General features: G+C 74.5%; 19 protein-coding genes. 4 read left to right on the forward strand and 15 right to left on the reverse strand.

Translation table 11 applies throughout. The features are described from left to right. Positions 1-34: 34 nt before the first annotated feature. The gene (locus tag ACI8AG_RS16070; protein ID WP_456597833.1) at positions 35-1,099 is read right to left on the reverse strand and encodes a BMP family lipoprotein; all 1,065 of its coding nucleotides are present in this window, start codon (positions 1,097-1,099) and stop codon (positions 35-37) included. 247 nt (positions 1,100-1,346) lie between these two features. Between ACI8AG_RS16070 and ACI8AG_RS16075 the strand changes: the two genes are divergently transcribed. Then, entirely contained in the window at positions 1,347-2,660 is a 1,314-nt protein-coding gene (locus tag ACI8AG_RS16075; protein ID WP_456597834.1) for a D-alanyl-D-alanine carboxypeptidase family protein, read from the forward strand. Here ACI8AG_RS16075 and ACI8AG_RS16080 read toward each other — a convergent pair. From ACI8AG_RS16080 to hisC, 4 genes are all read right to left on the reverse strand, one after another. Further along, a complete protein-coding gene (locus ACI8AG_RS16080; RefSeq protein ID WP_456597835.1) occupies positions 2,563-3,543 on the reverse strand; it encodes a YihY/virulence factor BrkB family protein in 981 nt (326 codons plus the stop codon). The two genes, ACI8AG_RS16075 and ACI8AG_RS16080, sit on opposite strands and share 98 nt — an antisense overlap. A 37-nt stretch (positions 3,544-3,580) precedes the next feature. After that, the gene (locus tag ACI8AG_RS16085; protein WP_456590673.1) at positions 3,581-4,147 is read right to left on the reverse strand and encodes a 2'-5' RNA ligase family protein; all 567 of its coding nucleotides are present in this window, start codon (positions 4,145-4,147) and stop codon (positions 3,581-3,583) included. Next, the gene (gene trpS / locus ACI8AG_RS16090) at positions 4,144-5,169 is read right to left on the reverse strand and encodes a tryptophan--tRNA ligase (protein WP_456597836.1); all 1,026 of its coding nucleotides are present in this window, start codon (positions 5,167-5,169) and stop codon (positions 4,144-4,146) included. Before trpS ends, ACI8AG_RS16085 begins: the two co-directional genes overlap by 4 nt. A gap of 83 nt (positions 5,170-5,252) precedes the next feature. Then, complete coding sequence (gene hisC / locus ACI8AG_RS16095; protein WP_456597837.1) at positions 5,253-6,362, reverse strand: histidinol-phosphate transaminase; 1,110 nt, start codon at positions 6,360-6,362, stop codon at positions 5,253-5,255. Between the two features lie 43 nt (positions 6,363-6,405). Here hisC and galE point away from each other — a divergent pair, with 43 nt between their 5' ends. Beyond that, positions 6,406-7,359 carry a UDP-glucose 4-epimerase GalE gene (galE, locus tag ACI8AG_RS16100; RefSeq protein WP_456590676.1) on the forward strand — a complete coding sequence of 318 codons (954 nt, stop codon included), beginning with the start codon at positions 6,406-6,408 and terminating at the stop codon, positions 7,357-7,359. A gap of 22 nt (positions 7,360-7,381) precedes the next feature. On the opposite strand, the gene ACI8AG_RS16105 is transcribed toward galE, so the two are convergent. Beyond that, positions 7,382-8,716, reverse strand: a complete 1,335-nt coding sequence (locus ACI8AG_RS16105) for a hemolysin family protein (RefSeq protein WP_456590677.1) — start codon at positions 8,714-8,716, stop codon at positions 7,382-7,384. 249 nt (positions 8,717-8,965) lie between these two features. On the opposite strand from ACI8AG_RS16105, the gene ACI8AG_RS16110 reads away from it, so the two are divergent. After that, a complete protein-coding gene (locus ACI8AG_RS16110) occupies positions 8,966-9,742 on the forward strand; it encodes a CAP domain-containing protein (RefSeq protein WP_456597838.1) in 777 nt (258 codons plus the stop codon). A gap of 204 nt (positions 9,743-9,946) precedes the next feature. Here the strand turns inward: ACI8AG_RS16110 and ACI8AG_RS16115 are convergent, their stop codons facing one another. From ACI8AG_RS16115 to ACI8AG_RS16130, 4 genes are all read right to left on the reverse strand, one after another. Then, positions 9,947-11,161: an NADP-dependent isocitrate dehydrogenase gene (locus ACI8AG_RS16115; protein ID WP_456590679.1), complete on the reverse strand. Its 1,215-nt coding sequence runs from the start codon at positions 11,159-11,161 to the stop codon at positions 9,947-9,949. Between the two features lie 85 nt (positions 11,162-11,246). Continuing rightward, positions 11,247-12,200, reverse strand: a complete 954-nt coding sequence (gene mdh / locus ACI8AG_RS16120; protein WP_456597839.1) for a malate dehydrogenase — start codon at positions 12,198-12,200, stop codon at positions 11,247-11,249. 48 nt (positions 12,201-12,248) lie between these two features. Continuing rightward, positions 12,249-12,548, reverse strand: coding sequence for a DUF3017 domain-containing protein (locus ACI8AG_RS16125; RefSeq protein WP_456590681.1), 300 nt, complete (start codon positions 12,546-12,548; stop codon positions 12,249-12,251). 3 nt (positions 12,549-12,551) lie between these two features. Beyond that, a complete protein-coding gene (locus ACI8AG_RS16130) occupies positions 12,552-13,421 on the reverse strand; it encodes a bifunctional methylenetetrahydrofolate dehydrogenase/methenyltetrahydrofolate cyclohydrolase (protein WP_456597840.1) in 870 nt (289 codons plus the stop codon). 98 nt (positions 13,422-13,519) lie between these two features. Between ACI8AG_RS16130 and ACI8AG_RS16135 the strand changes: the two genes are divergently transcribed. Then, complete coding sequence (locus ACI8AG_RS16135; protein WP_456590683.1) at positions 13,520-14,047, forward strand: hypothetical protein; 528 nt, start codon at positions 13,520-13,522, stop codon at positions 14,045-14,047. A gap of 3 nt (positions 14,048-14,050) precedes the next feature. On the opposite strand, the gene ACI8AG_RS16140 is transcribed toward ACI8AG_RS16135, so the two are convergent. The 5 genes from ACI8AG_RS16140 to ACI8AG_RS16160 all read right to left on the reverse strand — a co-directional run bounded on the left by ACI8AG_RS16140 (position 14,051) and on the right by ACI8AG_RS16160 (position 19,385). Next, positions 14,051-14,686 (reverse strand): pentapeptide repeat-containing protein, encoded by a 636-nt coding sequence (locus ACI8AG_RS16140; RefSeq protein WP_456597841.1) that lies wholly within the window; start codon positions 14,684-14,686, stop codon positions 14,051-14,053. After that, positions 14,686-16,236, reverse strand: coding sequence for a bifunctional phosphoribosylaminoimidazolecarboxamide formyltransferase/IMP cyclohydrolase (purH, locus tag ACI8AG_RS16145; protein WP_456597842.1), 1,551 nt, complete (start codon positions 16,234-16,236; stop codon positions 14,686-14,688). The genes ACI8AG_RS16140 and purH overlap by 1 nt, the downstream gene beginning before the upstream one ends. Further along, positions 16,233-16,856, reverse strand: a complete 624-nt coding sequence (purN, locus tag ACI8AG_RS16150) for a phosphoribosylglycinamide formyltransferase (RefSeq protein WP_456597843.1) — start codon at positions 16,854-16,856, stop codon at positions 16,233-16,235. The genes purH and purN overlap by 4 nt, the downstream gene beginning before the upstream one ends. Before the next feature lie 73 nt (positions 16,857-16,929). Then, positions 16,930-18,126 (reverse strand): cell division protein PerM, encoded by a 1,197-nt coding sequence (locus ACI8AG_RS16155; protein ID WP_456597844.1) that lies wholly within the window; start codon positions 18,124-18,126, stop codon positions 16,930-16,932. Positions 18,127-18,212: 86 nt separating this feature from the next. Further along, positions 18,213-19,385, reverse strand: coding sequence for a hypothetical protein (locus tag ACI8AG_RS16160; protein ID WP_456597845.1), 1,173 nt, complete (start codon positions 19,383-19,385; stop codon positions 18,213-18,215). Between the last annotated feature and the right edge of the window lie 120 nt (positions 19,386-19,505).

The raw sequence follows: 19,505 nt of genomic DNA on the forward strand, positions 1-19,505 counted from the left end.
GCCGGCCGGAGCTGTCCGGCCGGCGCACCCGGCCTCACGGGGTCGTGGGGACCTCGATCTCGCCGGAGACGATGCGCTGGCGCCACTCCTCGAGCTGGCCCTGGATGTCGTCGATCTGCCCACCCGAGGTGGCCAGGCCGACGCCGTCGCTCTCCAGGTCGTAGACGAGGTCGATGCCGCCCTGGACGTTGCCCTCGGAGTAGTCGGTGATGAAGCTCTCGACGGCGTTGTCGACCCGCTTGAGCATCGAGGTCATGATCACCGCCTGCAGCGCGGGGTCGTCGACCGTCTGGTACTGGTCGGAGTCGACGCCGATCGCCCGGTTGCCGGTCTGGGCCGCCGCCTGGAAGACGCCGGTGCCCGAGCCGCCCGCCGCGTGGAACACGATGTCCGCGCCGGCGTCGTACATGCTGCGGGCCAGGATCTGACCGCGGGCCGGGTCACCGAACCCGGAGAAGTCGCCGGCCGGCGAGATGTACTCGACGTCGACCTGGATGTCCGGGTTGACGGCCTTGGCACCGGCCACGTACCCGGCCTCGAACTTCTGGATCAGCGGCATCTCGACGCCGCCGACGAAGCCGACGTGCCCGGTCTCGCTCTTCAGCGCCGCCGCGACGCCGGCGAGGAAGCTGCCCTCCTCCTCGGCGAAGACGAGGCCGGTCAGGTTCTCGGTCTCGATCCCCTCCTCTTCCGTGCGGACGTCCACGACGGCGAACGTGGTGTCGGGGAAGTCCTCGGCGACCTCGCCGATCGAGTCGCTGTAGGCGAAGCCGACGGCGATGACCGGGTCGTAGCCCGCCTCGGCCAGGTTGGCCAGGCCCTCGACGCGGTCGGAGCCGTCGTCGTTGGGGCTGAACTCCTGGACCTCGCCGTCCAGCGCCCCGATGGCCGCCTCGACACCGGCGTAGGCCGAGTCGTTGAACGACTGGTCGCCGCGGCCACCGACGTCGTACGCGAGGCCGACCTGGAGGTCACCCGAACCGCTGCCGCCGCCGCTGTCGCCGCCGGCCGTGGGCTCCTCGTCGCTGGCACAGGCCGCCAGGGCCAGGCTGCCGGCCAGCAGCAGCGCCGCGGCCTTCGTCATCCGCGCTCGGCGCAAGACGATCTCCTCTCTGGGGGGAGGACCCACGCGTGGCGGGGTTCTCCCGGGGGTGTGGACTGCGGTGGCTCGCGGGCCCGCGTGGAGCGGGCCGTCGTGGGCCACGACCCAGGACGCTAACCGCGCGGACCCGGCACGCCCCAAACTCTGCGGCGGACTGAAACCCGATCGTTGCGAACCCTCATCCGATCGGGCCGCCTTCTCCCCGGAAGCCGTGTCCCACCTCACCTCCGCATAGCCTCCGGGCATGGGACGACGACGTGCGGCCTGTCTGGCGGGCGCCGTGACACTCGCTCTCGTGGCGGGCCCGGCCGGCCCGGCCGGAGCGACCCCGCCGCCGCCGACCACGACGGCGACCCCGCCTCGCCCCACGGTCGACCTCACCGCGCCGACGCCGACCGCCCCCCGCACGGGCCTGCCCCCGCGGGGCACCGCCCCGGACGGCAGCACGGTGGGCGGCGAGCGGCTGCGCACCCGCGGCCTCGTCGTCGCCGACGGCGCTCCCCCGCTCCCCGACGGCGTGGTCGCGTCCGGCTGGCTGGTCGCCGACGCGGGCACGGGGGCGGTGCTGGCCGCCCGCGGCCCGCACGGGCGGTACTTCCCGGCGAGCACCCTCAAGACCCTGACCCTCCTGACGCTGGCGCACCGGCTCGACCCGTCCGAGGTGGTGGTGGGCACGGTCGAGGACGAGCAGATCGAGGGCAGCCGCGTCGGGCTCGTGGCCGGCGGGCGCTACCCCGTCCCGCTGCTCTTCACGGCGCTGATGCTGCAGTCGGGGAACGACGTCGCATCGGCGCTGGCGCGGGCGGCCGGCGGCGAGGCGGCCACGGTCGCCGCGATGAACCGGACGGCCGTGGAGCTGGGTGCCTACGACACGGTCGCCGGCACCCCGTCCGGGCTGGACGTCGCCGGCCAGTCCTCCTCCCCCTACGACCTGGCGCTGATCTTCCGCGCGCTCGTAGAGGACCCGGTCACCGCGGCGGTGCTGCGCACGCCGACGGCGGACATGCCGGCGGTCGAGGACCGGTTCCCGGGCTTCCAGATCCAGAACCAGAACCCGCTGCTGACCAGCTACCCCGGCAACCTCGGCGGGAAGACGGGGTTCACCGACGCCGCCCGGCACACGTTCGTCACCGCAGCCGAGCGCGACGGCCGCCGTCTCGTGGTGAGCGTCCTGGACACGGAGAACCGACCGCTGCGGGCGGCCGACCAGGCGGCGCTGCTGCTCGACTGGGGGTTCGCCGTCCCCACCACAGTCCCGGGGGTGGGGACGCTGGTCCGCCCTGCCGAGCTGGCCCCCGCCACCCCGGCGGCGCCCGCCACCCCGGCCGCACTCTCCGCCCCGACCTCCCCGGCGCCGCGTCGCCCGATGCTCGCCGCGCCCGCGCCCGCGCCGCACGCGGCCGCGTCGCCCTGGGCCGTCGCCGCCCTCGCCGGGCTGGGGCTCGGCGCGCTGGGCGCGGTCAGCGCGACGGCGCGGCGGCGGCGACGGGCGCCCGCTCCTCCGGCTGCCGGCCGGCGCCCTCCACCGCGGGGAGGGTGGCGGTCCAGGCGGCGGTGAAGAACGCGAACCGGAACACGATGTTGATCCAGACCAGGATGCCGACGGCGCCGCCGAAGGCCGACGCGGTCACGCTCCCGGAGATGAGCGACAGGTAGAGGTTCCCGATCAGCTTCATGGCCTCGAAGCCCACGGCGCCGAACAGCGCCCCGGGCAGCAGCCGCCGCACGGGGTGCGGCGTGGCCGGGACCACCTTCAGCAGCCAGAGGAAGACGACGGTGTCGCCGAGGAAGGCCAGCGCCAGCCCCACCACGGTCGTGAGCACCGCGAGCCCCGTCGCGTCCGTCAGCCCGAGCACGTCGAGGAACCACGACGTCGCCCCCGTGGCGACCCCGGTCAGCACGAGACTCGCCAGCCCGACCGCCCCCAGCAGCACCAGCGCCAAGAGGTCCTGGACGTTGTCGCGGAGGAACTCCGGCTCGTCGGCGCGCCCCTTCCAGATGCGCTCCATGCCGATGCGCAGCTTGTCCATCGCCCGCAGCCCGGCGTAGACGAACCCCACGAGGCCGATCACGCCGACCACCTCGGCCGAGCCGACGGCCCCGCGCAGGTCCGCGACGATGTCCCGCCCGGTGCTGCCGGGGAACGCCTCCCGGATCGCCTCGTAGAGCTCCCGCTGCAGCAGCTCGTTCCCCGCCAGCACCAGCCCGATCACCGAGGCCACCAGCAGCAGCACGGGGAACAACCCGAGGAACACGAAGTAGGTGACGCCCGCGGCCATGAGGTCACCCTGCGTCCGCCGGTACCGCCCACCGGCACGGGCCAGGTGGTCGAACCAGGGGGACCGCCGCCGAGCGGCGTCGACCGTCCCCTCGACGCGGTCCCACGTCCGCGCCGGCAACCCCTTCCGGGCGGGGGCGTCGCGGGGAGGGGCGGAGCTCACCGCCCGAGTCTGGCGGCTGGCCGCCGGGTGCGCGCCCTCAGCGCTCCCGGCCGGTCAGGGGGTACTCGCGGGCGACCTCCCAGGCGCCGGCCGCCGTCTGCTCGAACTCGGTGAAGTGGTCCACCCGGAACTCGGCGGAGAGGTCCTGCAGCCCGCAGTAGGCCAGCTCGAGCATGTCGGCCGGCACGTCGTGGGCGACGGTGACGTGCGGGTGGTACGGGAAGGAGAGCGAACGGGCGAGCGGACCCCGTCGGACGTCGTTGGCCAGCAGCTCGCAGTTGCCGATCCCCCGAGCGACGGCCACGAACACAACATCGGAGACCGGCGTGAACGTGCCGGTACCGGCCAGGTGCATGTCGAACGGCGGGTGCGCCGCGGCGACGTCGGCGAGGTGCTCGGTGATGGTGGCGCGGTCGGCGACCGGCACCTCCGTCGGCGGGAGCAGGGTCACGTGCGGCGGGACCAGCGTCGCCTGCGGGTCGCCGACCTTGGCGCGCCAGTCGACGAGCAGGGACGCCCAGGGCTCGGGGATCGGCACGATCACCCCGAGCACCGCCGTCTCCGGCGGCGTCCCCAGCCGGCCGACGAAGGTGTCGTCGTTCATGCCACCGGCCCCGCGGGTGGCAGGAAGCCGACCCGCTCGTAGACCGTGGCCAGCGTGCGGCCGGCCACTTCCCGGGCGCGTGCCGCTCCCGCGGCGAGCAGGCGCTCGAGCTCGGCGGGGTCGGCCATCAGCTCCGCCGTGCGCCGCTGCACCGGGGCGAGGGCGTCGGTGACGACCTCGGCGAGCTCCTTCTTCAGGTCGCCGTACCCGCGGCCGGCGAAGTGCTCCTCCAGCTCCGCGGTGCTCCGTCCGGAGAAGGCGGAGTGGATGGTGAGGAGGTTCGTCACGCCCGGCTTGTTCTCGGGGTCGGCGACGATCTCCCGCCCGGTGTCGGTGACCGCGGAACGGATCTTCTTCGCCGTCACCTTCGGGTCGTCCAGCAGGTTGATGCAGCCGGCCGGGGGAAGGCTCTTGCTCATCTTCTTCTCGGGCGTCTGCAGGTCCAGCACCTTGGCCGCGCCCGCCGGGATGTAGGCCTCGGGCATCGTGAACGTCTCGCCGTACCGCCCGTTGAACCGGCCGGCCAGGTCGCGGGTGAGCTCCAGGTGCTGCCGCTGGTCCTCTCCCACCGGCACCCGGTGCGCCTGGTACAGCAGGATGTCCGCGGCCTGCAGCACCGGGTAGGTGAACAGCCCCACCGACGTCGGACCGACCCCCTCGCGGGAGCTCTTGTCCTTGAACTGGGTCATCCGGCCGGCCTCCCCGAAGCCGGTGAGGCACTGCAGCACCCAGGCCAGCTGGGCGTGCTCGGGCACCTGGCTCTGCACGAACAGGGTGCTGCGGGCGGGGTCCACGCCCAGGGCGAGCAGCTGTGCCGCCGACACCAGCGTGCGCCGGCGGAGCACGGCCGGGTCCGGCTGCTCGAGGGTGATCGCGTGCAGGTCGACGACGCAGTAGAAGGCGTCGTGGTCCTCCTGCATGCTCACCCACTGCCGGAGGGCGCCGACGTAGTTGCCGAGGTGGAAGGAGTCCGCCGTCGGCTGGATGCCGGAGAGCACTCGGGGAAGAGCCACGTCGGCCATCAAACCAGCCGGGGCCGGCGCCCGTTCCGGGCTCCCCCGCACCGCCGGGACACCGGCCGCCGCAGGGGCGGGGTCGGTGCTGGTCAGCGTGCCGTGACCGGGAGCGCGTCGTCGAGCGCGGCGAGGAAGACGTCGTCCTCCTCCGGCGTGCCCACGGTGACCCGGATGCCCTCCCCCGCGAACGGCCGGGTGATCACCGCCCGGGCCTCCAGGGCAGCCGCGAGTTCGGCCGTGCGCTCCCCCGTCGGCAGCCACACGAAGTTGGCCTGGCTGTCGGCGACCTCCAGCCCCCGGTCGCGCAGCGCGGCGGTGAGCCGCTCGCGCTCGGTGACGACCGCGGCGCACCGCACCCGCACCTCGTCCTCGCTGGCCAGCGCCGCGACCGCCGCCGCCTGGGCCACCATGCCGACGCTGAACGGCAGGTGGGTCTTGCGCACCGCCTCGGCGACCGCCGGGGCCTCGGCGAGCAGGTAGCCGACGCGCAGCCCGGCCAGCCCCCAGGCCTTGGAGAAGGTGCGGAGGACCGCCACGTTGGGCCTCCCGCGCATCAGCTCCACGCCGTCGGGGACCCGGGGGTCGGTGACGAACTCGCGATAGGCCTCGTCGAGGACGACCAGCGTCTCCGCGGGCACCGCGTCGAGGAAGCGCTCCAGCTCGGCTCGGCGCACCGCCGTCCCGGTGGGGTTGTTGGGGTTGCAGACGAACACCAGCCGCGTGGCGTCGTCCAGTGCGGCGGCCAGCGCCTCGAGGTCGTGGGTGTCGGGAGACCCGCCGAGCCGGCCGGGGACCAGCGGCACCTGGATCGCGCGGGCGCCGGCGACCCGGGCGAGCAGCGGGTACATCTCGAACGACCGCCAGGCGAAGGCGATGCTCGTCCCGGGGTCGTTGTACGCCTGGGCGAGCTCCTGGCAGATCGCCACGGCCCCGCAGCCGGTGGCGACCTGCGCGGGGTCGACCCCGTAGCGCTCGGCCAGCGCGCCGGTGAGGACGACGGCGCCGTTGTCCGGGTACCGGTTGGTCTCGGCGACCGCGGCGGTGACCGCCTCGACGACGGCGGGCAGCGGCGGGAACGCGACCTCGTTGCTGGCGAGCTTCACAGCGCGCTCGACGCCGATCTCGCGGGCCAGGTCCGCCGGGTTCCGGCCGGGCCGGTACGCGGGCAGCGACTGCACCGCCGGTCGGGCACTGACCACCAGATCCTCCGCTTCCCACGGGCCGTCCTTCTAAGGTGTGCCCATGCGCGTACTCGTCGCCGGCGGCGCCGGCTACATCGGCAGCGTAGTGACCGCCGCCCTGCTCGACCGCGGTCACGACGTCACCGTCCTCGACGACCTCTCGACGGGGCACGCCGACGCGGTGCCCGAGGGCGCGACGCTGGCCGAGGTGTCGTTGCACGATTCCGCGCCGGTGCTCGCCGAGGTCCGGCCCGAAGCGGTGCTGCACTTCGCGGCCAAGTCGCTGGTCGGGGTCTCCCAGCAGCAGCCGGAGGACTACTGGCACACCAACGTCGGCGGCTCGTTCGCGCTGCTGGAGGCGATGCGCGCGGTCGACTGCCGGCGGATCGTCTTCTCCTCCACCGCCGCGACCTACGGGGAGCCGGACCAGGTGCCCATCCGCGAGGACGCACCCACCCGGCCGACCAACACCTACGGCGCCTCGAAGCTCGCCGTCGACCACATGCTCACCTCGTACGCCGTCGCCCACGGGTTCGCCGCGGTGAGCCTGCGGTACTTCAACGTCGCCGGCGCCGCCTACGGGCTCGGCGAACGGCACGCCACCGAGACGCACCTCATCCCCATCGCCCTCCAGGTGGCGGCGGGGCAGCGTGAGTCGCTGACCGTCTACGGCCAGGACTACCCGACCCCCGACGGCACCTGCATCCGCGACTACGTGCACGTCGAGGACCTGTCGGACGCCCACCTGCTCGCGCTGCCCGCACCGGCGGCCGGCGAGCACCGCATCTACAACCTGGGCAACGGCACCGGCTTCTCCGTGCAGGAGGTCGTCGAGGCCGCCCGCACGGTCACCGGCCACCCCATCCCGGTCACCATCGGCGAACGGCGGGCCGGCGACCCGGCGCAGCTGGTGGCCTCCAGCGACCGCATCCGCGCCGACCTCGGCTGGGCGCCGAAGCACACCGACCTGGTCGGCATCGTGCGCGACGCCTGGGCGGTCGCCCGGTCCCGCTGACGCCCGACGCAGCGGGGCGCCCCTAGGCGGTCGGGGCCTCGCTGCGCTCGTCGTCCTCCGGGACGTCGGGGGCCGGGGGCGGGCCGACGCGCAGGCGGGCGATCCGCCGGCCGTCGAGCTCCAGCACCTCGATGCTGCGCCCCTCGGCCTCGGCGGTGTCCCCGACCCGGGGCAGCCGGCCGAGCTCGGCCAGGACGTAGCCGGCGGCCGTCTCGTACGGCCCCTCGGGCAGCCGCAGCCCGGTGGCCTCGGCGAAGTCGTCGAGGTTGAGGAGGCCGTCGACCTCCCGCGGCGCGTCGGGCGACTGCCGGGCCTCGGGCTCGACCTCCTCGTCGTACTCGTCGTAGATCTCCCCGATGACCTCCTCGATGAGGTCCTCGAGCGTGACGATGCCGTCGGTGCCGCCGTACTCGTCGACGACGATCGCCAGGTGCTGGTTGTCCCGGCGCATCTCGCTGAGCACCGTCAGGACCGCGGCGGTGCCGGGCAGCCTGGTGACCTCGCGGGCCAGGTCCCCCACGGTCGCCGCCCGCCCCGCCGGGTGGTTGGGCAGGAACAGGTCGCGCACGTGCACGAAGCCGACGACGTCGTCCTCGTCCTGGCCGACGACGGGGAACCGCGACCAGTTCGACTCCGCCACCAGCTTGGCCGCGCGACTGGCGGTCATCGAGGCCTCGAGGAACTGCACCTCGGTGCGCGGCGTCATCACCTCGCGCACCTCGCGCTCGCCGGCGCGGAACACCTCGTCGATGAGCCGGCGCTCGTCGCTGCTGAGCGACTCGTGCGCGGCCACCAGGTCGCGCAGCTCCTCCTGGCTGATCGACTCACCGCTGGCCTTGGGGTCACCGCCGACCAGCCGGACGAGCCCGTTGGTCGACTTCGACAGCAGCCAGATGACCGGCCGGGACAGCTTGGCGATGGCGTTCAGCGGTGCGGCGACCATGAGGGAGAAGCCCTCGGCCCGCTGGAGGGCCAGCCGCTTGGGGGTGAGCTCACCCACGACGAGGGACACGTAGCTGATCGCGACGGTGACCAGGACCAGCGCCAGGGTGCCGGAGAGCCTCTGGCTCACGCCCTGGTCCTGCAGCCAGTCGGCCAGGGGCGCCGAAAGGGTGCTCGCACCGAACGCGGCGGAGAAGAACCCGGCGAGGGTGACCCCCACCTGCACGGCGGCGAGGAACTGGTTCGGGTCCCCGAGGAGCTTCTGCACCGCCTTGCCGCGGCGGCCACCCTGCTCGGCCATGGCCCGGACCTGCGACTCCCGCAGCGAGACCAGCGCGATCTCCGCGCCGGCGAACGCGCCGCCGATCAGGATGAAGACGACGACCATGACGATGTTGAGCCATACGTCGCTCACCGGCGGCGTGCTCCTCAGGGGTTCGGGATGGGGCGGACCGTTCCATGGTGCCGGGTCCATGCTGCCCGGCGACCGCGCCCGCACGCCCGGGAACCCCGGTCGGGTGCGTGAGTGTGCGCACTCCCAGGCGTTTTCGCCGCAGGGTGCGTACGGATAGTATCTGCTCGCTAACGGATCGTGATCTTTCCGAGGAGCCGCATGCGCCACCGGCCGTCCGGCCCCCTGCTGCCCACCCGACGGTCCCCGAGGGTGGGTCTCGCCGTCGCGATGGCGTTCGGCGCCACCACCGTCGTGCTCACCGCCCCCGTGGTCTCCGGGCCGGAGGAGGCGCCCCGCCCGTTCGACCCGTCGTCCTCGGCCGGATCCGCTCCCCACTCCTCCACGTCGGTGGTGCCCGGCACCGCCCCGGCAGCGCCCGGGCCGTCGGGCGACACCGCCGCGGCGCCGGAAACCGGTTCCGGGCAGCCCGCGGCGGCCGTCCCCGAGCCGGCGCCCGAACCTGCGCCCGCGCCCGGTCACGGGGCTGCGCCGCCGTCCGCGCCCGCCGGCCCTTCCGCGTCGACCAGCCGGGCCCCCGCCCCCACGGCCGCCGCGGCGGCACCGCCCCCCGGCGCCGCGAGCGCGCCGGCGACCGGTGCCGCGAGCGCGCCGGCGGCCCCGGGCGCCGAGGGCGAGGTCGTGGCCCTGGTGAACGCCCAGCGCTCCCAGGCCGGCTGCGGTCCGGTGGCGGCCGACGCCGGGCTCGCCGCGGTCGCCCGGGCGCACAGCGCCGGCATGCGCGACCGCGGGTTCTTCGACCACGTCGACCCCGACGGACTCGACCCGTTCGACCGGGCCGACCGGGCGGGCGTCTCCGCCCGGGCGGAGAACATCGCGCGCGGCCAGGCCGACCCGGCCGCCGTCATGGCCTCGTGGCTGGACAGCCCCGGCCACCGGGCCAACATCCTGAACTGCGGGCTGACCCGGTTGGGCGTCGGTGTGGCGACCGGCTCCGGCGGGCCCTGGTGGACCCAGCTGTTCGGCTGACTCGCCCGGTCTCGCCTACCCGCCTTGGCTGCGCCCCCGCGAGCGCCGTCCACAGGCGGCGCGAGATGCGGCAGATCGGGCTCCCCGAGCCCTTCGGTGAGCCCGGTTCGACGCATCTCGCCGCCGACCCGGCCCCGGACGCGCAGCGGCCCCGTCCAGAGGCTCACCCCGAGCGTGCGAGGGGGAGGAGGACGAGGTCCTCCTTCAGGCCATGGCCTTCTGCAGGTTGGTGTCGATGGCCGCCAGGAACTCCTGGGTGGTCAGCCACGGCTGGTCCTTGCTGATCAGCAGCGCCAGGTCCTTGGTCATCTGACCGCTCTCGACGGTGTCGATGCAGACCTTCTCCAGGGTCTCCGCGAAGCGGGTCACCTCGGGCGTGCCGTCCAGCTTGCCGCGGTGGGCCAGGCCCCGGGTCCAGGCGAAGATCGACGCGATCGGGTTGGTCGAGGTCTCCTTGCCCTGCTGGTGCTGGCGGAAGTGCCGGGTCACCGTGCCGTGAGCGGCCTCGGCCTCCACCGTGCGGCCGTCGGGGCTCATGAGCACCGAGGTCATGAGGCCGAGCGAGCCGAAGCCCTGGGCCACGGTGTCGGACTGCACGTCGCCGTCGTAGTTCTTGCAGGCCCAGACGTAGCCGCCCTCCCACTTGAGGGACGCGGCGACCATGTCGTCGATCAGCCGGTGCTCGTAGGTGATGCCGGCGGCGTCGAACTTCTCCTTGAACTCGGCCTGGAAGACCTCCTCGAACAGGTCCTTGAAGCGGCCGTCGTAGGCCTTGAGGATCGTGTTCTTGGTCGACAGGTAGACCGGGTAGCCGCGCTGCAGGCCGTAGTTCATCGAGGCCCGCGCGAAGTCGCGGATCGAGTCGTCCAGGTTGTACATCGCCATGGCGACGCCGCCGCCGGGCGACTGGAAGACCTCGTGCTCGATCGGCGCGGACCCGTCGGCCGGCTGGAAGCTGATCGTCAGCGTGCCCTCGCCGGGGAACTTGAAGTCGGTGGCGCGGTACTGGTCACCGAAGGCGTGGCGACCGACGACGATCGGCTTGGTCCAGCCCGGCACCAGCCGCGGCACGTTCTCCATGATGATCGGCTCGCGGAAGATGACGCCGCCGAGGATGTTGCGGATCGTCCCGTTGGGCGAGCGGTACATCCGCTTGAGCCCGAACTCCTCGACGCGCGCCTCGTCCGGCGTGATCGTCGCGCACTTGACGCCGACGCCGTGCTTCTTGATGGCGTTCGCGGAGTCGACGGTGATCTGGTCGTCGGTCGCGTCCCGCGCCTCGATCCCCAGGTCGTAGTACTCCAGGTTGACGTCGAGATACGGGAGGATCAGCTGGTCCTTGATGAACTGCCAGATGATCCGGGTCATCTCGTCGCCGTCGAGCTCGACGACGGTGCCCTCGACCTTGATCTTGCTCACGCGTTCTCCTTGTGCGGTCACGGCCCCGTCCCGAGGCTCGCCCCGAGCGTGCGAGGGGTGAGGAGGACGGGGTCCTTCTACTTCTTCAGAGGTCGGCTACGTCGGCCTGCTTCGCGCGCACTGCTTCGGCGGCCTCGCGCAGGCCCGCCACTTCGCTCTCCGCCAGGTCGCTCTCGACGACCCGCCGGACGCCTTCCCGGCCGATCTCGGCCTCCACCCCGAGGTACACCCCGGAGATGCCGTACTCGCCGTCGACCCAGGCGCACACCGGCATGACGGCGCCGGAGTCCTCCATGACCGCCCGCGCCATGCGGGCGGCAGCGGCGGAGGGCGCGTAGTAGGCCGACCCCGTCTTGAGCAGGGCCACCACCTCCGCGCCACCGTTGCGGGTGCGCTGGACGAGGTGCTCGATGCGGTCCGGCGCCATCACCTCGGCCAGCGGCTTGCCGTCGACGGTGCACCGGGACGGCACCGGGACCATGGTGTCGCCGTGCGAGCCCAGGGTCAGGGTCCGCACCGAGGAGACCGGGACACCGAGCTCCTCGGCGACGTTGTTGGTGAAGCGGGCCGTGTCGAGCATGCCGGCCTGCCCCATGACCCGCTGCTTCGGGAAGCCGGTCGCCAGCTGCGCCAGCGCGGTCATCTCGTCCAGCGGGTTGGAGACGACGATGACGACGGCGTCGGGCGAGGTCCGTGCGATGTTCTCCGAGACCTGGCGGACGATGCCCGCGTTGGTCTCGATCAGGTCCATCCGGCTCATGCCGGGCTTGCGCGGCAGACCGGCGGTGACGACGACGACGTCGGAGCCCTCGGTGCCCTCGTAGGAGCCTCCGCCGACGCCCACCACCTCGGTCTCGAACCCCTCGATCGGGCGCGACTGGTTCATGTCCAGCGCGAGCCCCTCGGGCTTGCCTTCCACGATGTCGGTGAGGACGACGGTCTCGAAGACGTCGTACTCGGCCAGTCGCAGTGCGGTGGTGGAGCCGTAGAAACCGGCACCGACCACGGTGACCTTGCCGTTCCTGGGCTGCTTCGCCATGGTCGCCAACCTAGCCCTGCCCGGCGCCCCGCGCCGCCCCGGGGGCGCTCACGTGCCGGGGATGGCCAGGGCGACGGCGGCGAGCGCGATCCCCGTCCCGGCCAGGAGGACGACGTCGACCGCCCGGCTGCGGACCGCGAGGAAGCCCACCCGCCGGACCGGCAGGAGCAGCCGCAGCAGCGCCGCGCCCACCAGGGAGGTCCCGACCACCACCAGCCCCCAGCGCCAGTGCTCGACGGTGACCAGCAGCAGCCCGATCCCCACCCCGACCAGCACCGCGAGCAGCGGCAGCTGCCGCAGCAGCCCGGCGAGGAAGGGCCGGCGGACGTAGAGCGGCGGGCGGCTCACGGATCAGGCCGACAGCGCCTCGGCTGCCGCGGCCTGCTCGGCGGCGAGCACCACGTTCTGCAGCAGCATCGCCCGGGTCATCGGCCCCACTCCCCCCGGGTTGGGCGCGACGTGCCCGGCGACCTCGACGACGTCCTGGGCCACGTCGCCGGCGATCTTGCCGTCCACGCGGCTGACGCCCACGTCCAGGACGGCGGCCCCCGGCTTGACCATGTCGGCGGTGATCAGGCCCGGCACCCCGGCGGCGGCGACCACGACGTCGGCGGAGCGCACGTGCGCGGCGAGGTCCCGGGTGCCGGTGTGGCAGAGGGTCACCGTCGCGTTCTCCGTCCGCCGGGTGAGCAGGAGCCCGAGCGGCCGCCCCACGGTGATGCCCCGGCCGATGACGACGACCTCCGCTCCGGCGATCGGCACGTCGTAGCGCCGCAGCAGCTCGACGATGCCCACCGGCGTGCAGGGCAGCGGCCCGGCGACGTTCAGGACCAGCCGGCCCAGGTTCACCGGGTGGAGGCCGTCGGCGTCCTTGGCCGGGTCCATCGCCTCGAGGATGGCGCTCTCCTCGATGCCCGTGGGCAGCGGCAGCTGGACGATGTACCCGGTGCAGGCGGGGTCGGCGTTGAGCTCCTCCACCACGGCCAGCACGTCGGCCTCGGTGGCGGTCGCCGGCAGCTCGCGCTGGATGCTGGCGATGCCGACCTGGGCGCAGTCGGAGTGCTTGGCGTTCACGTACCAGCGGCTGCCGGGGTCGTCCCCCACCAGCAGCGTGCCGAGGCCGGGCCGATGACCGGCCGCGGTGAGAGCGGCCACCCGCTCGGTGAGCTCGGCGCGGATCGCCGCCGCGGTGGCCTTGCCGTCCAGGATCGTCGCGGGCACGCCGACAGTCTGCCGGAGAGGGTGCCGCCCACGTGGGTGCGGGCCTAGGGTCGGCAGCGGCGGGGCGTCGGTGCCCCGGCGACCTGCGGAGGAGTCCGATGACCGAGCGCTACCAGACCCCCACCGGCGCGTCCGCGTCGTCGGGGGCCGGACCGGCCACCACGCCGGCGTACTCGGACCGCCCCGTGGCGTTCCGCGGGCCGGAGAGCCTGGGGGGGCTGCTGCTGATCCTCGCCGGGATCGCCGCCGCCATCAGCCTGCCGCTGGACTGGCTGCGCGACCGCGACGCCAGCGGCTGGGCGCTGGTGCGCGATGCGTTCGACGACCTCGGGGGGATCTTCGACGACGGCAGCTGGCAGCCCCTGGCCATCGTGCTCGGCGGCGGCCTGCTGCTCCTCCTGGGCATCGCCCTGTGGCTGCCGGCCCGCAGCCACCGGTTCGTCGGCGCGGTGGCGTTGCTGGTCAGCGGCGTTGTCACGGCCGCCGTGCTCGTCCCGCTGGCCGACGCCGGCTGGGACGTCGGCTCCTTCGGCCCGGGCTTCTGGTGCGGGATCGCCGTCGCCGTCCTGGGCCTGCTCGGCTCGCTCAAGGCGGTGCTGACCGGGCCCCGGTACCCGTCGAGGTAGCGCTCAGGTCTCGACGCGGGCGCCGTGGGCGCGGGCGAACTGCACCGCCTGGACGGCGTCGAGCCGCACGTCGGTCAGCTCGAAGGAACGCCAGTTCACCTCGTCGGTGGAGGCGCCCCGCAGGTCGGCGCCGCGCAGCTTCGCGTTCTGCAGCCGCGCCCGGTCCAGGTCGGCGCGGCTGAGATCGGTGCCGCGCAGGTCGGCGTCGGTGAGGTCGGCCTCCCGGAAGCGCTGGCTGGACAGCTCGAGCGCCGACAGGTCGACCCCGCGCAGCGAGGTCCACGACCAGTCGCAGTCGGTCGCCACCAGCGGCCGCAGCTGGGCTCCGAGGAACTGGGAACCGGTGAGCTTGCAGCCGTCGAACGTCGCGTCGAACAGCCGTGCCCGGTCGAACCGGCAGGAGAGGAAGGCCGTCCCCAGGTGCCGCGAGCCGCCCATGCGGACCCCGGTCAGGACGCACTCCTCGAAGACGCACCGGCGCGTGACCAGCTCCTCGAGGCCCGCGTCGTCGAACCGGCACCGGGTGAACGTGACGCCGTCGAGCTCGACCCCCCACCAGTCGACGCGCGCGAAGTCCTCCTCCTCGACGTGCGCACCTGCCTCCGGCGGCCGGACGTGCGGGCGGGCGGAGTGACGCATCAGTGCGCGAAGTGCCGGGTGCCGGTCAGGTAGAGGGGCACGCCCGCGGCCGCGGCGGCCGCGACGACCTCCTCGTCGCGCACCGACCCACCGGGCTGGACGACGGCCCGCACGCCGGCGTCCAGCAGCACCTGCAACCCGTCGGCGAACGGGAAGAACGCGTCGGAGGCGGCGACCGCGCCGGTGGCCCGCTCCCCCGCCCGGGCGACCGCGAGGCGCGCCGAGTCGACCCGGTTGACCTGGCCCATGCCCACGCCGACGGTGGCCCGGTCGTGGGCCAGCAGGATGGCGTTGCTCTTCACCGCGCGCACCGCCCGCCAGGCGAACACGAGGTCGTCGAGGCCCGCGGCGTCCAGCGGCTCGCCGGTCGCCAGCGTCCAGGTGGTCGGGTCGTCGCCGGTGGCGTCGACGCGGTCCCGCGTCTGCAGCAGCAGCCCGCCGCTGATCGGGCGCGACTCCACGCCGGTCTCGGGCAGGTGCGGCAGCCGCAGCAGCCGGATGTTCTTCTTCCCCGTCAGCACCGCGACGGCGTCGTCGGTGAAGGAGGGCGCGACGACCACCTCGGTGAACACCTCGGCCACCTGCTCGGCCATCGTGAGGTCGACCTCGCGGTTGGCCGCGATGACCCCGCCGAAGGCCGACACCGGGTCGCAGGCGTGCGCCTTGCGGTGCGCGGCGGCGATGTCGGCGCCGACGGCGATGCCGCAGGGGTTGGCGTGCTTGATGATCGCCACGCACGGCTCGTCGTGGTCGTGGGCGGCCCGCCAGGCGGCGTCGGTGTCGACGTAGTTGTTGTACGACATCTGCTTGCCGTGCAGCTGCTCGGCGTGCGCCAGCCCCGGCCGGTCGGAGCGGTAGAGCGCGGCGGCCTGGTGCGGGTTCTCGCCGTAGCGGAGCACGTCGGCGCGCTCCCAGTTCCCGCCGACCCACGCCGGGAAGCCCGTCTCGTCGTCCGGGGCGAGCACGCTGCCCATCCACGAGGCGACGGCGACGTCGTAGGAGGCGGTGTGCCGGAACGCGGCGGCGGCGAGCCGCTGCCGCTCGGCCAGGGTGAAGCCGCCGGCGGACACCGCGGCGAGCACGTCGGCGTAGCGCGCCGGGTCGACGACGACGGCCACCGACGGGTGGTTCTTGGCCGCGGCGCGCACCATCGCCGGGCCGCCGATGTCGATCTGCTCGACGCACTCGTCCGGGGCGGCGCCCGAGGCGACGGTCTCGGTGAACGGGTAGAGGTTCACGACGACGAGGTCGAACGCCGCGACGCCGAGCTCCTCCAGCTGCGCGACGTGCTCGGGCCTGCGCCGGTCGGCGAGGATCCCGGCGTGCACGGCGGGGTGCAACGTCTTGACCCGGCCGTCGAGGCACTCGGGGAAGCCGGTGACCTGCTCGACGGGGGTGACCGGCACGCCGGCGTCGGCGATCCGCCGCGCGGTCGCACCGGTGCTCACCAGCTCCACGCCGGCGGCGGCCAGCCCACGGGCCAGCTCCTCGACACCGGTCTTGTCGTAGACGCCCAGCAGGGCACGGCGGATCGGGGTGCGGTCGCTCATCTGGGGCTCTTCCTCGTCTGGCTCGGGCTGGTCTGTGGCGTGACGAACTCCGCCACCGTCTCCACCAGGAGCTCTCGCTCCACGTGCTTGATGCGTTCGTGCAGCGTCGCCTCGTCGTCCCCGGGCAGCACCGGCACCGCGCGCTGGGCCAGCACCGGCCCGGTGTCGACGCCGGCGTCGACCAGGTGCACGGTCGACCCCGTCGTGGCCACCCCTGCCGCCAGGGCGTCGCGCACCGCGTGGGCGCCGGGGAAGGCCGGCAGCAGCGCCGGATGGGTGTTGATCAGCCGGCCCTCGAACCCGGCGAGCACGGCTGGGCCGACGATCTTCATGAACCCGGCCGACACGACCAGGTCGGGCGCGAACCCGGCGATCCGGTCGGCCAGCGCGCGGTCCCAGGCGGCGCGGTCGGGATGGTCGCCGAGCGCGCAGACGAACGTGGGCAGCCCGCGCCGGCGGGCGTGCTCCAGACCGGGGGCGTCGCGGTCGGCGCCGACCGCAATCACGGCGGCCGGGTAGGCCGGGTCGTCGGTGGCGTCCAGCAGGGCGGCGCACAGCGACCCGGTGCCGGACAGCAGGACGACGACCCGTGCCCGGGCAGGAGGCTCGTCGGCGGGCACGGCGTCGACCCTATAAGGACCCCGTCGTCCTCACGCCTCGCAGCCTCGGCGCGAGCCTCTCGACGGGGCCGCTTCAGCCCAGCGCCCGCCAGCGGGTCACCGCGCCGGCGAGCGCCGCGGCGATCCCGGCCTGCGCGGCCATCGCGATGCCGGTGGCCACGGGCGGGGCGCCGACCACCGCGAGTGCGCCGTTCCCGAGGGCGCCGCCCGCCGCCCAGGCGAGCACCCCGGTGAGCAGCCCGAGCAGGGAGCCGGCCAGCAGCCCGGCGAGTCCGGCGACCACCGAGCCGCCGTCCCGGTCGGTGAACCAGCGGCCCAGGGTGCTGCCGGCCACCAGGCCCGCGACGACGGGGATCGCCTGGGACACGAAGGCGACCAGCGGGACCGCCTGCGTGTCGGGCAGCGCCGCGAGCAACGGGAGGGCGGGCACGCTGCCCAGCGTGACGCCGTGCACCGACACGAGCGTGCCGGTGCCCACGGAGAAGCCGGGGCCGGCCGCCAGCCCGAGGACGGCGATCCCCGCGTTCGGCAGGTAGAGCGCGCTCAGCCCCAGCAGCCCGACGGCGCCCGCACCCGCCCCGCCGAGGGCGCGCGACAGAGCCGCGTAGCCGCCCGCGTCGCTGGCCAGCGCCACGGCGACGACCACGAGGGACAGGGCGATCGCGGTGAGCAGCCCGGCGAGCACTCCGCGGAGGACCGGGCGGACGACACCCGGCAACCGGTCCAGCCCGGCGTCGAGCAGCCCGGACTCCCGCCCCGCGCCCCACCCGACGGCGACCAGGGTCAGGCCGGCGGGGACCGCCAGCGTGCGCGGCCAGCCGATGCCCGCCGTCGCGTCGTCCACGACCATCGCCAGCAGCCAGGTGACCGCGAGGTGCACGAGCACGACCAGGGACGCCGCGCCGGCCACCGTCGGCGCCGACGCGTCGTCGTCCAGGACCCGGACGGCCACCCGCCCGGCCCACCAGAGACCCCGGGCCGCCAGCAGGGTCAGCAGCAAGGGCGCCAGCGCCAGCGCGCCGGAGGCCGGCCGGAGCTCGGCGCCGTGCGCGAGCAGCCACAGCCGGGTGGCGAGGGACGCCGATCCGCCCGCCGACATGCCACCGGCCGGGTCCAGCGCCTGCACGACCACCAGCGCCAGCCAGAGGCCGGCCACCCCCGCGACCGTGACGGCGGCCGCGGCGAGGGCCGCCAGGAAGGCCGGCGGCGCGGGTCGCGTGGTCGACCCGTCGTCCCGCCGGAAGGGCAGGCGTGCGAGCAGGGCGACCACCCCTCCACTCTCGCAAGCCAGCGCGGCGGATGTCCGCCGCACGCGCCGGAGCCGGCCGTCCCGGAAGGGGCGCGCCGGAACGCCGATCAGGTGTCCGTGCCGGGGCGCTCGCTCTGCGTAGTGCCCGGGGGCTCGCCGGAGGCGGTCGACCCCCCGGGCCCGCCGGCGGGTCCGGGGGCCGGACCCTGCTCCGCGCCGGGATGCGGCGGCCACGGGGGCGGGGCCTGCTGCCCCGGGTAGGGATACGGCCCCGGCCCGTACGGCGCGTAGGGGTACGGCTGCCCGCCCCCCGGGCCGGCCCACTGCCCGCCGGGGTGCGAGGTGGCCGGCCGCGCCGGTCGTTCGCGCAGCTCCCTCCGCAGCGCCACCACCGCGAGCGCGGTGACGGCGGCCGCGGTCAGGAAGCCCAGCAGCGCCCAGAACGAGAAGGCGTACCGCAGGGTGTCCAACCACGAGAACAGGGTGAGGACCAGGCCGAGGCCGGCCAGGCCGGCGGTCACCGCGGAGCGCGGGAAGCTCAGCGTCGTCCGGACGAAGGCCGGCAGGACCGCCCACGTCGTCGCCAGCAGCAGGAGCACGAAGGCGGCGCGGACCATGCCGTCCTCCAGCCCGCTGAACGTCACGCCGAAGGTCGCGTCGCCGAACCGCCACCAGGGCAGGAAGGCGACGAGCAGGTACAGCAGCGTCCCGCCCGCGACGGCGTAGTCGGTCCAGGCCAGCCGCTTGGGGTCGAAGGAGAACTCGGCGCCGCCCGGTCGCCGGCCGCCCGGGTACCCGGGACCGGCGAACGGGGGTCCGTAGCCGGGAGCCCCGTGGACCGGCTGGCCGTAGGGCTGCTGGGGCGCACCGTACGGCGGCTGGCCGTACGGGGGCTGCCCGTACGTGGGCTGCCCGTACTGCTGGCCGTAGGCCGGCTGCCCGTAGGGGGGTTGCCCGTACTGCTGCTGGCCGTACGGGGGCTGCCCGTAGGGGGGCTGCCCGTACTGCTGGCCGTAGGCGGGCTGCCCGTACGGGGGCTGCCCGTACGGGGGCTGCCCGTACTGCTGCTGGCCGTATCGCTGCTGCCCGTACGGGAACTGGCCGTAGGCGGGCTGTTCGTGGGCCTGCCCACCCTGCGGCTGCTGGTACGGCCCCGGGTCCCCTCCCTGCGCCCCGGCCTCCGCGGTCCGCGGAGCCTCCTCACCCAGCCCCTCGGGTGACTGGCCACCCGCAGGAGGTCGGCCGCCCTCGGGCGGCTGCGGGGGCTGGCTCGCGGTCACTGGATCTCCTCCGGACGGATCAGGTGCTCATCGATCGTGGCGGTCGGGACGCGGCCCGCGCAACGACATGCTGCCACCCACCCGGCGCCCTCCGGACGCACCACTGCCCGGTGACCAGAG

It is taken from the genome of Blastococcus sp. SYSU DS0552 (assembly GCF_054050815.1).

Excerpts from the sequence above, each read along its gene's own strand:
- trpS (WP_456597836.1), bottom strand. The coding sequence starts at position 5,169 with ATGGCCGACGTGGCTCTTCCCCGAGTGCTCTCCGGCATCCAGCCGACG.
- ACI8AG_RS16085 (WP_456590673.1), bottom strand. The coding sequence starts at position 4,147 with ATGAACGACGACACCTTCGTCGGCCGGCTGGGGACGCCGCCGGAGACG.
- mdh (WP_456597839.1), bottom strand. The coding sequence starts at position 12,200 with ATGGCGAAGCAGCCCAGGAACGGCAAGGTCACCGTGGTCGGTGCCGGT.
- ACI8AG_RS16135 (WP_456590683.1), top strand. The coding sequence starts at position 13,520 with ATGACCGAGCGCTACCAGACCCCCACCGGCGCGTCCGCGTCGTCGGGG.
- ACI8AG_RS16140 (WP_456597841.1), bottom strand. The coding sequence starts at position 14,686 with ATGCGTCACTCCGCCCGCCCGCACGTCCGGCCGCCGGAGGCAGGTGCG.
- ACI8AG_RS16075 (WP_456597834.1), top strand. The coding sequence starts at position 1,347 with ATGGGACGACGACGTGCGGCCTGTCTGGCGGGCGCCGTGACACTCGCT.
- purH (WP_456597842.1), bottom strand. The coding sequence starts at position 16,236 with ATGAGCGACCGCACCCCGATCCGCCGTGCCCTGCTGGGCGTCTACGAC.
- galE (WP_456590676.1), top strand. The coding sequence starts at position 6,406 with ATGCGCGTACTCGTCGCCGGCGGCGCCGGCTACATCGGCAGCGTAGTG.